A 13,687-nucleotide genomic window follows, 5' to 3' on the forward strand; every position below is an offset into this window, starting at 1 on the left:
TTTACAAATGTGTAAATTTGTAACACCAAAAAAGGAAAAATTAAATTTTTTGCAAATGTTAAAAAAAGGATCCAAATTATATAGCATTTTAACAGGAACTTGTCCTAAATGTCAGAATGAGAGTATGTATTTGGATAAAAATCCTCTGCATTTCAATAAAATATTAAAAATGCACGAAAATTGCAGTCATTGTGGTTTACATTATCAAATTGAACCTTCTTTTTTTTACGGTGCAATGTACGTGAGTTATGGATTAAATGTTGCTATAGGAATTGCAGCTTTTATAATCTCATTTATCTTTTTTGACTCGAATCTTAAAGTCGCCTTTATGGTCATTATTGCTTCCTTGATCGTATCATTCCCTTTTGTTCTTCGTTGGTCCAGAAATATATATATCAACATGTTTGTTTCGTACGATCCAACTACAAAACTAAAATAATATCAATTCTTACCTTTTGGTAAAAATCTATCAATGTTAATTTCCTTATCCAAAGGAATTTTAAGTTCTATATTTTCAAATAAAGCTTTTGCCATTGCCGGCCCTAACATCACTCCTCTCGTTCCTAAACCATTCAAGATATGAAGGGTTTTATGATATTGATGTGTCCCCACTAATGGTCTTCTATCTTTTACCGTTGGACGAACACCAGCAAAATGGTCAATAATTTCAAAATCACATGTAATTATTTCCTTGATTCTTTCCATTAATTCGGTTTTTCCTTCTTCCGTAGGTAAATCCGTTTTGTCTCTCCAATTATATGTTGCTCCTACTTTGAACAAATCATTCCCAAGAGGCAAAATAAACACACTGGTATTGACAATTACATCTAAATCTAATTCAGGTGCTCTTATAATAAAAAGCTCTCCTTTAGTCCCGTCTAATGGTAAATGCTTAAAATATGGATTTGCGTGCATTCCAAAACCTTCAGCAAAAATAATATGTTTTGCTTTAATGTCTTTATAACGAATGCCATCCGACACAATCTGCAGAGCATCATAATCAAATGATTCTTCTTTAAACAAACTGTTTTCTTTCAGGAATTCCTTGTATTTATTTAATAATAAAGCCGTATCAACATAACCAGTTTGTAAAACTTCTCCATATCCGTAAGGTGAATCAATTCCCACATATTTTTTAGAGATTAATTCAGTAGATAAAAAAGGAGTCAATGCTATTTTATCCGAAGCTGCAAACCAATTATTCTGTTCTTCGACAGAGAAAAATTTCCTTAAAATGGGTCGTTTGAAATCAACTTTACATTTTAGTTTGCTTTCTAATAGGCTATAAAATTCGTTCATTAAAGTCAATTGTTCCTGGGCTTTCCATACTTCGCTAAAGCGTTTCAGTATCACAGGATTGTATAACCCCCCCGCAATTTTCGATGAATTTTGAGAATTATTATCCAAAACAAAAATAGATTTATCATTACGTAAAGCAACCTCTGCAAATGAAATACCTGCCAAACCAGAACCAATAATTAAATAATCAATCATCTAAAATTCATTTAAAACTAAATGCAAAGAAAGCATTTTAAAACAAAAAACTCTCACCATTACGGTAAGAGTTAATTTATATTTTATAAAACTGAAATTAGTAATTCCACATATCTTGTTCGAAATTACGTATTTTCTCTTTTACTCTTTCAGATTCTAACAACTGATTTTGAGCGTTATCTTTCATGTAATCCTCGATAGTTCTATCTCCATAGACATTCTCTTCTTTGTAGATAATACTATTGAAACGTCTTGAGTTTAGTATTTGATCAAAAGAAACTGGCATTGAAGAATTTTTATCATTGAAAGCTTTGGCTTCATGTAATACTTCTCTCGCTGATGGAAAAAATATCCAAAACAATTCTATGTAATCTTTTTCATCACTATTCATAGTGTATACATCAGGTGTTACAGGACAAATACCTAACAAACGATATTTTAACTCACTTTGACGTTTGTCAAAATACCAATATCCTTTTATTTTATACTGTGTTACATCTTGAGCGGTTAAATCTTGTCTCATGATGTACTCCTGAGAAACTGATTGTCCTGCGTTAATTTGTTCACGACCCGCATCTGTAGTGTCGATACGAGAAAGAGATGCTTCAATATCTTTAAGAGATTTTTTAGTATTAAAATAACTATCAGTATATACTTCAGTAATTTTACCATTCTTCATCGCTTTTGTCAAAACGTCATATAAAGAACGTCTATCAGACCCAACATTTGCAGTGTCAATAGGAAAGTATAGCGAGAAATTTATTCTTTCACTTAAATCAATTATCTCCCAAGTCGTTTTACCCATCAAAACATCACGGTCGTGTACATAACCATAAGCCAATGGTTTGTCATTATCAGAATTAAGTTGAGCTGCGGTTTTAAGTCCTATTTGATCAGGACTTTTGGCATTCAGCAAATTTGATTGTGCAAATGAAGCAACACTTCCTAGTAAGGAAACAATAGCTAAAAAAAGATTTCTAACATTCATCATGGTATCAATATATAATATTAAAGCAAGGATCCGATAAACTTACTTATTATTGTATTTCAAAAATTACTGGAGCGGTTCTAGGCAATAAATAACTACCAGCTCCTACAAGTTTAGTTTTAATTTCAGAGATCGTAACTTGATCACCTCTTCCTGCTTTAGAAAGAACTGCTTTACATTGTGAATTTAATCTATTACCTTGAACAACTACTGTAGGTTGTCCAGTAACTTTAAGATTAAAACCAACAACATCTAAACCAACTTCAAAATCAAAATCAACTAATTTCGCTCCGATTGTAGCTATTTCTAAATTAGATTTAGGTCCTTTTACCACACCCATTTCTCCTCTTATGGTTCCTGTGGGACCAGGAATTCCTTTTATTCTAAATGCTTTTTTATCTGAAACTTTTGAACCATCGTTAAGTGTAGCTGTAACGTTAATTAAAACTTCACTACCTGCACCAGGACTCATGTTGTATTTACCGTTTCCTGAAGAACTTAATCCTGGAGCAGAAACACTTACCTTGTCAGCAGAAACTCCTGCAAATGAAATAGTCATAGGATTGACAACACCTCTATACACTACATTCATTTTATCTGCAGAAATAGTAGCAGAATTTGGCCTAGGTACTACAACATAATTTCCTTGAAATTTAAGAGGTATATTTTTACCATCTTCTAAGAAAGTAAACTGACCATTAATAGTTTGCTCACCAACACTTCCAGCAGTCATTGCAATAACAGCTTGACCGTTTACAATTTTTCCAGGACCTGAAAACGATGTAGGTTTAGTATTTTCGTCATATCTTCCTAATACAACTTTTCCTGTTACTTTTTCACCTTGAAAATAAGCACTTTTATCAAGTACAACAATAGCTTGATAATTACTATACGAGGCAGCAGCTACTGCAGCTTTACCTAATAAAGTATTATAAACATCTGTTTCTGCTTTTTTCACATCATTCTGCCAAGCAGAAAGTTTTGCTAAAGAAGCTACGGCTGGAAAACCTTTAAAATGATAATCTAAATAATCAACTGCTATACCATCTTTATTTTTAACGTCCGCTAAACTAAACTTGGTATCAACTTCGGATAAAATTGGAGATAATTTTTTATTACTACCTAATGCCAACTTCATATCTGCTTTATACTTTTCTATTGTGGCAACAACTTCCTTGCCCTTAGCCGAATATCCTGCAGGACTAAACCATAAATGGTCTATATTATCCCCTTTGTCCATTGCCTCATAAGGCAACTTACCCGTTTCCGGATCAACTTCAGTACCTACTAAAACTTCAGATTTTATTTTTCCAATATAATCATAAAAATTTTTAGTTATTACTTCTACTTTGTGCGCAGTAGCTGACGCAGCAGTAAATTCCCCACCCGCTTCAGATGCTTTGGCATCTAAACCAGCTAACATCTGAGTGTTAGATAATTCTGCTGAAGAATTTGCACCTTCAAATTTTTCATTCATTAATCCAAAAGCTGACAACACTTCTTTGGACATATTTAATGCTAACATCGCGATAAAAACCAAGTACATTAGGTTAATCATCTTCTGCCTAGGGGTTAGTTTTCCTCCTGCCATATTTTCTAATAATTAGTTTATTGTTTTTTTATAGTTCGAAACTAATTATCCTTTATTATTCATTGCAGAAAGCATTCCACCATATACGTTGTTTAAAGAAGCAATGTTTGCAGTCATCGATTGCATTTGCTCTTTTAATTTACCCGCATTTTCAGCAATTTCTTTATTTGCTTCAGCATTTCTTGAAGCACTTTCCAGTTGAACTTTATATAAGCTATTCAATGATTCCATTTGTGCCGCAGCCATAGATAATTCTTCACTGTATTTTTTAGTTGAAGCTATTGAATCAACAGTAGGTGCAATTCCTTTTGCAGCTGATTCAAAGTTCTTGATACTATTCCCTAAGCTTGCCATTAATTCACCATCAATTTTAGCATCCTTTAACATAACATCTAATTTCTTAGACAATAATCCTTGCGCATCAGAAGGTGTTTCCACTTTTTTAGTAGCAGCTTTAGCTTGGCCGTTAGCTAATTCAGGATATACAAGAGTCCAATCTAATTCATCATCAACTGGTTCAAATGCTGAAAGCGCAAAAATAGCAGCTTCAACCACAAGACCAATTGTAAGCATTAAATTTCCAGTTATAACTCCGAACTCTATGTGTGTAATTTTGAATAATGCTCCAATGATTACAACTGCTGCTCCCATACCATATGAGAAATTCATTACTTTCTTACTTAACAATGCCATAATAATTTGTTTTTTACTTTTATAGATTTGGTTTATTTGTACTACTTATTTTTTTTTCCGGTAACAGTAGTTTGTAGTCCCATGTAATCTTGGACTGTTCTGAAACCAATAAAACTTCTTGCAGAATCAGCATATTCAAAATCCCTCGTACTTACCTGTAGGAAATAAGCAACATCTTTCCATGATCCTCCACGAACAACTTTACGTTTATTAGAAGCATCAGTAACATTCGGATTCATAGAAGAAACATATTCATATCCATTAGGATCATACGCAGAATCAGTCCATTCAGATACATTTCCTGCCATATTATAAAGGTTGTAACCATTAGGCTCATACGATTTTGCCTCCACAGTATACAATGCCTCATCAGCAGCGTAATCTCCTCTATTAGGTTTGAAATTAGCAAGAAAACAACCTCTGTCATTTTTCGTGTAAGGACCACCCCAAGGGTATGTAGCAGACTCTAATCCTCCCCTTGCAGAATATTCCCATTCAGCTTCTGTTGGCAATCTAAAAGAATTGATCAAATCTTGACCTTTCTTTTTTGATTTAATATATGTATTTTTATTCAATGTTCTCCATGCACAAAACGCTTTTGCTTGAGTCCATTTTATACCAACTACAGGGTATTCCCCGTAAGCTTTATGCCAAAAATAATCATTGTGCATTGGTTCATTATAGGAGTAAGCAAAATCTTTAATCCAAACAGTTGTGTCAGGATATATTTTAACTTCTTCTGTTTTTACGAAATCTTTTCTTTTACCCACTTTTGCTTTCGCTGCTGCTTGAATATCCATCCAAGAGTAACGAAACTTTAATTTATCTACATCAATTGTACGTAAACCATTGTACGAAGCTTCTATAGGCAAATACATTGAATCCATAACTTCGGTATAATACTCATCAGGATACAGTTTAGTATCTCTAATTAATTTAACCTTTTTATTTAATTTTCTACCTGCATATTGATCATCGTCGGTACCAACACTATAATAGTTGTCATACATATATTTATCATAAGCAGTCATTTTTTCTGGATCTGCATCATTAAAAGCATAGTCACCTATACTTCCTGCATTTTTCCCTTTTGCATTTTCTGCTCCAGCTTTCAATCCGCTTTGATCAGCTAATATGGCTAATCGCACTCTCATTGTAGAATCTTTTACCCATTCAACAAATTGACGATATTCACTGTTTGTTATTTCAGTTTCGTCCATGTAAAAAGATCTAACAGTAACTGTTTTTGTTGGAGCATCATCTACATGAGCCATATCATCATCTGATTTACCCATAATAAACGATCCACCAGGAACCAAAGTCATACCGTAAGGCTTTTCAGGATGCCACTTTTCTCCTTTAACACCAACTAATTCGCCTTTGTCACTTGACTTTCCACAGCTAATTAACAAGGTCAAAATTGCCGTAAATGCAATGAACTTCTTCATATAATTTTTGGATTAACTATTCATTATTTTTAAGGGTGTAAACGTATTTATAATTTTTATAAAAAACAATTTTTTAAACAAAAGAAATTGCATTTTTTTATAAAAACATTAACAAATAAAAATAAAAAAAATTTTAATAAATATTTTTGCGTTGTGCTTTCCACCATCTCTCAGGCAATTCTTGATTACAAGCCTGTAGGTATTCATCATAAGAACATGGTAATAACGTGTTTCTTTTTAGTTTATTATTAACATTTGAAATAAATGGAATTTCTATCCACCAGCGATCCATTTTGTCACTTTTATAGAAAATCAATTCCTCTTCCTCCAATGGGACAATATATTTTAAATAATTTTCTTTACTTCCAAAAGGATACTCATTCGAACGATAATGAAAACCTTCAATAAAATACCAAATTACTTGTGCAATCAGTACTGATTCTTGTATCGAATTATTGTGATTAAATAGCCCAAATGAAGATACTTTATCACTTATTCCCGCATAACGAGACAAAGAACAAATGTCTTTTCCATTGAAACCATTGGGTTGAAATGAAATAAAATTTCCGGAATCAGACGATTTTATAGAATTCAAATCAATACTTACCAAATCCGCATCCCTAAAAACTGGCTCTGAAATAACAATATTATTAGAAATTTCCCCTAACCTATAGCCGTCAAAAAATAATTTTTCTATCAAATCTATTTCCTCTTGCGAATTAAAATAAGTCTGATAGCCTATGTTGCAATAGTTAAAAAGATTATTGGGTTCGTCTACAATTATTTTTGTCAAATAAGAAGATGCAGAAACTTCTTCATCTTCTTTTCCGAAATCAAATTTATTATCAATAGAAACCAAGTTGACCATTTGTTCCAAATCATCGTAAGCTCTGTAAAGCGCATACATTATATCCTGAGAACCTCCTATAACTATTGGCGTGATTTTTTTCTTAATCAAGCTTGCCACCACTTTTTTTACTGCAAAATAAGTGTCCATAACCGAATTCCCTGCAGCAATATCGCCCAAATCAGCAATTGATGCATCCCAGTTTCCTGGAAACAAACCATATAATTCTTTTCTGATTGGTACCAAATCTACATCTGAAACCGCTTTTTTATCTCCTCGATTTTCTAAAACGCCTATTACAGCTATTTTAATCTTGTTTAAATCAGGGAATTGCTCCTTCGTATGTAAAACTATTTTACTTCCTAGTTGCTGTGAAGTCAATCCATTTATAAACTCCAGGATTTCATCATCTATTGGTTTAAGAAAATCAAATTCCATTTTTTACTTTTTTGCTACGGGTTTCTTAACTGCTGCTTTCTTTGTCACTGCTTTCTTTGCAGGTGCTTTTTTAGCAGCTACTTTTTTAGCAGGCGTTTTCTTGGCAATCATTTCCTGAACTTCTGCTAATGTCAATTTTGTGGCATCAACATCTTTGCTTAATTCAATTTTGATTTTCCCTTTGGTAATAACCGAGCGTCCCCAACGTGCTTTTTCGACTAAAATCCCTTCTTCTTCCCAATTGTGCAAAACCTTGTCAATATTCTTTTGCAATTTATCTTCAATCAAAGCTTCAATATCCGATTGAGACAAATTATCAAAATTGTATTTCTTACTTACATTGATAAACAAGCCGTCCCATTTGATAAAAGGACCAAAACGACCGGTTCCTTTTTGAACACCTTCGCCTTTATAAACTGCTATTGGCGCATCAGCAATTGCTTTTTCATCAATTAATTCCTGTGCTCTTTCAAAATCTACATCTAATGGGTTTTCACCTTTTGGCAAAGAAACAAAAGCAGCGCCATGACGAATATAAGGACCATAACGGCCGTTGCTTACTTCAACTTCTTCTCCTTTATATTCACCCAAATTTTTTGGCAACAAAAATAAATTCAATGTCTCTTCCAGAGTGATGTTTCCAATGTTTTGATCCGTCATTAAACTGGCGAATTTTTTCTCTTCATCATCAGCAGCTCCAATTTGAGCCATTGGTCCAAATTTCCCTAAACGAACCGAAACCGGTTTTCCTGTTTTAGGATCTGTTCCCAGAATTCGTTCACCACTTTCACGCTCTGCATTGGCTTCTACATCTTTCACTGTGGGATGAAATGTATCGTAGAACTCCTGCATCATTTTTGTCCAAACAATATTTCCTTCTGCAATTTCATCAAAATCCTGTTCCACTTTTGCAGTGAAATTATAATCTAAAATGTTTCCAAAATTCTTAACCAAGAAATCCGTAACAATTGTTCCGATATCTGTAGGAACTAATTTTCCTTTATCAGAACCCGTATTTTCTTTCAGTAACTTCTCTCCTACTTTTCCGGATTGTAATGTCAATTGCGTATAATTACGTTCTTGCCCGTCAAGATTTCCTTTCTCTACATAATTTCTGTTGATAATTGTAGAAATCGTTGGAGCATAAGTAGAAGGACGACCAATACCCAATTCCTCTAATTTTTTTACTAAAGAAGCTTCAGTATATCGTGCAGCAGCACGAGAATATCTCTCTGTTGCCGAAATATAATTGTTTTGTAATTTTTCATTTACTTTCATCGCTGGCAACATTCCTTCTTGCTCTTCTTCATCGTCATCATGACCTTCCAAATATACTTTCAAGAAACCTTCAAAAAGCAATACTTCTCCAGATGCCGTGAATATTTCACCGTGATTGTTTGCTTCAATTTTTACGTTAGTGCGTTCTAATTGTGCATCACTCATTTGAGAAGCCAACGTTCTTTTCCAAATCAAATCATACAAACGCGCTTGATCTCGATCGATATCTACCGTATGACGGGACATATCTGTAGGACGAATCGCCTCGTGTGCTTCCTGTGCTCCTTTGCTTTTATTAACAAAAGTTCGAGGTTTAGAGAATTCTTTTCCGTAGGATTTAATAATTTCAGCCTGAGCAGCTTCCATTGCATCTTTGGATAAATTCACACTATCCGTTCTCATATATGTGATAAGTCCGGCTTCGTACAAACGTTGTGCGAGCTGCATGGTAATTCCAACAGGCAAATATAATTTACGAGCCGCTTCTTGTTGCAAAGTTGAAGTAGTAAAAGGTCCAGTTGGTGATTTTTTGGTAGGCTTAGTTTCTAAATCAGCTACCTTATATTTAGAACCGATATTTTTATTTAAAAAATCTTCGGCTTCTTTTTTTGTATTGAAATTTTTAGGCAGTTTGGCTTTGAATGTTTTTCCTGATTCGTTAGTAAATTCTGCGACAACAGAATACGTAGCAATAGCTTTAAAATTTTGAATTTCCCTTTCGCGCTCCACAATTAAACGAACAGAAACTGATTGCACACGACCTGCAGAAAGTCCTCCTTTTATTTTTCTCCAAAGTACAGGCGATAATTCATATCCAACCAATCGATCTAATACACGTCGCGCTTGTTGTGCGTTAACTAAATTATAATCGATTTCACGCGGATTATCAATTGCTTTTAGAATCGCAGTTTTGGTAATTTCGTGAAATACAATTCGTTTGGTTTTACTTTTATCTAAATTTAATTCTTCGGCTAAATGCCAAGAAATAGCCTCACCCTCGCGGTCCTCATCACTTGCTAACCAAACCATTTCGGCTTTTTTCGCCAGTCCTTTTAATTTGGTGACCAATGCTTTTTTATCGGCAGAAACTTCATATTTAGGTTTGAAACCATTTTCCACATCTACTCCAATCTCTTTAGATGGTAAGTCGGCAATATGTCCATAACTGGACTCCACTTGGAAATCACTTCCCAGAAATTTTTCAATTGTTTTTGCCTTTGCAGGTGATTCCACTATAACTAAATTCTTTGCCATATTCCGATTGTTTATGTCGGCAAAAGTATATGATTTTTTTAAATTTTAAGTTTTTTAAATTTTAAAAGTCAATTTAATCGTTGAATTGCGGGTTTTAACACATTTAGATTCAATAAATTTTGGATCAATTTATCTGTTACTAAAAACACCTTAAAACATTGTTAATTCTTAATCTGACATCTTGTCATATTTATTCCAATTGCGTTATCTTTGCACTTTGAAAATATAGGATGGAAAAGATTATTGAAGAAAGTAAACAAGGAGAAAGTCTTGTTTTAGAAAATAAACCCGAGAATACCAAGAAACTTTTTATTGAAAGTTACGGTTGCGCAATGAATTTTTCGGACAGCGAAATTGTAGCTTCTATTTTATCTGGAAACGGATACAATACAACGCAAGTTCTGGAAGAAGCCGATTTAGTTTTAGTCAATACTTGTTCGATTCGGGACAAGGCAGAACAAACCATTCGGAAACGTTTGGAAAAATACAATGCCGTAAAACGAATTAATCCCAAAATGAAAGTGGGCGTTTTGGGCTGTATGGCGGAGCGTTTGAAAAGTCAATTCTTAGAAGAAGAAAAAATCGTGGACCTTGTTGTGGGTCCGGATGCATATAAAGACTTGCCAAACCTTTTGCAAGAAGTAGAAGAAGGACGCGATGCGATTAACGTGATTTTGTCGAAAGACGAAACCTATGGTGATATTTCACCGGTTCGATTGATGAGCAACGGAATTACCGCTTTGGTTTCTATTACGCGTGGTTGTGATAATATGTGTACGTTTTGCGTGGTGCCTTTTACCCGCGGACGCGAACGTAGCCGTGAACCGCAAAGTATCATGAAAGAAATCCAGGATTTGTGGGACAAAGGTTTTAAAGAAATAACACTTTTGGGTCAAAACGTGGATAGTTTCCTTTGGTACGGCGGCGGATTGAAAAAAGATTTTGAGAATGCTACCGAAATGCAAAAAGCTACTGCTGTTGATTTTGATCAATTACTAGAAATGGTAGCAGTTAGTTTTCCAAAAATGCGCATCCGATTTTCGACATCAAATCCGCAAGATATGCACGAAAGTATTTTACATGTGATTGCTAAATACCCTAATATTTGCAAACACATTCACTTGCCGGTTCAATCTGGAAGCAATAGAATTCTGAAGGAAATGAATCGCTTGCACACCCGTGAAGAATACATGACTTTGATTGATAAAATCAGAACTATTATTCCGAATGGCTCCATTTCGCAAGATATGATTGCTGGTTTCCCAACAGAAACTGAACAAGATCATCAAGACACAATGAGCTTGATGGAATATGTGAAGTATAATTTTGGTTATATGTATTCGTATTCGGAACGTCCAGGAACATTGGCAGGAAGAAAAATGGAAGATGATGTTACCGAAGAAACGAAAGCCAGAAGATTGCAGGAAATTGTAGATTTACAACAAAAACACGCTTGGTTCCGCAGTGAAGAATTCATTGGTCAAACCGTAGAAGTTTTAGTTGAAAAAGTTTCGAAAAAATCGACAGAAGAATTTTCAGGAAGAAATTCACAAAGTATTACTGTTGTTTTCCCAAAAGAGAATTATAACATTGGAGATTTTGTAAATGTGAAAATTACTTCTTGCACCAGCGGAACTTTGAAAGGAGAGGCGGTTGGGTTGAGTGAGATGAATTAAGAAAAAGTTTGTTTCAGGTTTCAGGTTTAAAGTTGTCTCGATAACTTGAAACTTGAAGCAAAGAAAACTTTAAACAAAAATAATATGGAATCAGTTCAAAACATAAAACAGCGATTTGAGATTATTGGAAATGATCCAAAACTTAATCGTGCGATAGAAAAAGCCATTCAGGTTGCTCCTACTGATATTACTGTATTAGTGGCGGGAGAAAGTGGCGTTGGAAAAGAAAACATTCCTCGAATTATTCATTCGCTCTCGCACCGAAAACACGGGAAATACATTGCAGTAAACTGTGGAGCCATTCCGGAAGGAACGATTGACAGCGAACTTTTCGGACATGAAAAAGGTGCTTTTACTGGAGCCACAGGCACTCGTGAGGGTTATTTTGAAGTCGCTGACGGCGGAACAATATTTCTGGATGAAGTAGGTGAATTACCGTTAACTACACAAGTTCGTTTGTTGCGTGTTCTTGAAAATGGTGAATTCATAAAAGTAGGTTCCTCACAAGTACAGAAAACTGACGTACGAATTGTTGCAGCTACGAATGTCAATTTATTTGATGCTATCGAAAAAGGGAAATTCCGTGAGGATTTGTATTATCGTTTGAGTACGGTGGATATTACTTTGCCGCCTTTGCGCGATCGAAAAGACGACATTCATTTATTGTTCCGAAAATTCGTTGCTGATTTTGCACATAAATATAAAATGCCTCCTTTGAAACTAGATGAAAATGCTATTCAATTGTTGCAGAAATTTCGTTGGAGCGGAAACATTCGTCAATTACGGAATGTTGCAGAACAAATTTCTGTTTTGGAAACCAATAGAGATATATCTGCTGTGACTTTACAATCTTATTTACCAGTGCAAGGAAGCAATTTACCATCTGTAATTAAAGACAAAAAAAGCGAAAGTGACTTTAGTACCGAAAGGGAAATTTTATACAAAGTACTTTTTGACATGAAAAGTGATTTAAATGATTTGAAAAAATTAACACTCGAACTGATTCAAAATGGAAGTTCAAAAGTGCAAGAGACGAATCAACATTTGATAAAAAAAATATACGGTTCAAAAGAAAATGATAGTGAAATAGATTTTGAAGAAGAACCTAGAGCTTCCTTAATAGCGGCTCAAAACAACGAGGATTTATATCAGGAACATGACGACAATTATCTTTTTGCAGAAACCGTTGAGGAAGAAGAAACTTTACGTTTAGAACAGAAAGAAATTGAAATGATTAAAAAATCATTAGAAAAAAATAAAGGAAAACGAAAAGCTGCCGCGGATGAATTAGGCATTTCTGAACGAACTTTATACCGTAAAATTAAGCAATTTGACTTGTAGTTTTTCTTTCGAGACCTAAATGTCTTTGATTGAAAATGAATATATTTGAACCAGACTTTAGCAAATTAGCGAGGCAATTTTTAAAATAAAAAATGAAACATATAAAACTTATTCTTTTTTCAATACTTATATTGAGCATCAATAGTTGCTCGGTTTATAACTTTACAGGAACCGGTAAAATTGACGCAGAAACATTCCAAGTTGGTTTTTTCCAAAATAATGCGGAGTTAATCGAACCCGGAATTGATCGTACATTTACATTAGAACTTCAAGATTTGATTCAGAACCAAACCAATTTGAACTTAGTTAAAAACGGTGCTGATTTGTCATACGAAGGAGAGATTGTAGATTACAGAATAAGTCCAATGACAGCTACCGCAGATCAGCGAGCTGCTCAAAACCGTTTAACGATTCGGGTGAATGTTCGTTTTACCAATAAGAAAAAAGAAGCAGATGATTTTGAAAAACCCTTCACATTTTTCTATGATTATCCTGCAGAACAACAATTGACAGGCGCGACTTTGAATAGTGCTTTGAAAGATATTTTTGAAAGAATTACGCAAGATATTTTCAACGAGTCATTAGCTAAATGGTAAATGAAGTTTAATTCGGAAATTTGATGATTTGCTCAATCGAATA

At 34.1% G+C, this 13,687-nt stretch carries 11 protein-coding genes; 4 read left to right on the plus strand and 7 right to left on the minus strand.

Annotated elements, in window-relative coordinates; translation table 11 throughout:
• The first annotated feature begins 55 nt into the window (after window positions 1-55).
• On the plus strand, window positions 56-439 hold the full coding sequence (locus AC0J6S_RS01335; protein WP_474955093.1) for a DUF983 domain-containing protein: 384 nt from the start codon (window positions 56-58) through the stop codon (window positions 437-439).
• A gap of 2 nt (window positions 440-441) precedes the next feature.
• Here AC0J6S_RS01335 and AC0J6S_RS01340 read toward each other — a convergent pair whose 3' ends face one another.
• From AC0J6S_RS01340 to topA, 7 genes are all read right to left on the minus strand, one after another.
• Window positions 442-1,494, minus strand: coding sequence for an NAD(P)/FAD-dependent oxidoreductase (locus AC0J6S_RS01340; RefSeq protein WP_474955094.1), 1,053 nt, complete (start codon window positions 1,492-1,494; stop codon window positions 442-444).
• A gap of 97 nt (window positions 1,495-1,591) precedes the next feature.
• The gene (porN, locus tag AC0J6S_RS01345) at window positions 1,592-2,482 is read right to left on the minus strand and encodes a type IX secretion system ring subunit PorN/GldN (RefSeq protein WP_113665488.1); all 891 of its coding nucleotides are present in this window, start codon (window positions 2,480-2,482) and stop codon (window positions 1,592-1,594) included.
• Between the two features lie 49 nt (window positions 2,483-2,531).
• Window positions 2,532-4,073 carry a type IX secretion system motor protein PorM/GldM gene (gene porM, locus AC0J6S_RS01350; RefSeq protein ID WP_474955095.1) on the minus strand — a complete coding sequence of 514 codons (1,542 nt, stop codon included), beginning with the start codon at window positions 4,071-4,073 and terminating at the stop codon, window positions 2,532-2,534.
• Between the two features lie 45 nt (window positions 4,074-4,118).
• Window positions 4,119-4,766 (minus strand): type IX secretion system motor protein PorL/GldL, encoded by a 648-nt coding sequence (gene porL / locus AC0J6S_RS01355; RefSeq protein ID WP_474955096.1) that lies wholly within the window; start codon window positions 4,764-4,766, stop codon window positions 4,119-4,121.
• Window positions 4,767-4,807: 41 nt separating this feature from the next.
• The gene (gene porK / locus AC0J6S_RS01360) at window positions 4,808-6,214 is read right to left on the minus strand and encodes a T9SS ring complex lipoprotein PorK/GldK (RefSeq protein WP_113665194.1); all 1,407 of its coding nucleotides are present in this window, start codon (window positions 6,212-6,214) and stop codon (window positions 4,808-4,810) included.
• A 133-nt stretch (window positions 6,215-6,347) separates the two neighbouring features.
• Window positions 6,348-7,499, minus strand: coding sequence for a formimidoylglutamase (locus tag AC0J6S_RS01365; protein WP_474955097.1), 1,152 nt, complete (start codon window positions 7,497-7,499; stop codon window positions 6,348-6,350).
• Window positions 7,500-7,502: 3 nt separating this feature from the next.
• Window positions 7,503-10,031, minus strand: coding sequence for a type I DNA topoisomerase (gene topA, locus AC0J6S_RS01370; protein ID WP_474955098.1), 2,529 nt, complete (start codon window positions 10,029-10,031; stop codon window positions 7,503-7,505).
• 230 nt (window positions 10,032-10,261) lie between these two features.
• On the opposite strand from topA, the gene miaB reads away from it, so the two are divergent.
• The 3 genes from miaB to AC0J6S_RS01385 all read left to right on the plus strand — a co-directional run bounded on the left by miaB (window position 10,262) and on the right by AC0J6S_RS01385 (window position 13,644).
• Window positions 10,262-11,707 carry a tRNA (N6-isopentenyl adenosine(37)-C2)-methylthiotransferase MiaB gene (gene miaB, locus AC0J6S_RS01375; RefSeq protein ID WP_474955099.1) on the plus strand — a complete coding sequence of 482 codons (1,446 nt, stop codon included), beginning with the start codon at window positions 10,262-10,264 and terminating at the stop codon, window positions 11,705-11,707.
• Window positions 11,708-11,791: 84 nt separating this feature from the next.
• Window positions 11,792-13,048: a sigma-54 interaction domain-containing protein gene (locus AC0J6S_RS01380; protein WP_474955100.1), complete on the plus strand. Its 1,257-nt coding sequence runs from the start codon at window positions 11,792-11,794 to the stop codon at window positions 13,046-13,048.
• A gap of 92 nt (window positions 13,049-13,140) precedes the next feature.
• Entirely contained in the window at window positions 13,141-13,644 is a 504-nt protein-coding gene (locus tag AC0J6S_RS01385; RefSeq protein ID WP_121364480.1) for an LptE family protein, read from the plus strand.
• The last annotated feature ends 43 nt before the right edge of the window (window positions 13,645-13,687 follow it).

The organism is Flavobacterium sp. TS_SC_5 (assembly GCF_056156265.1).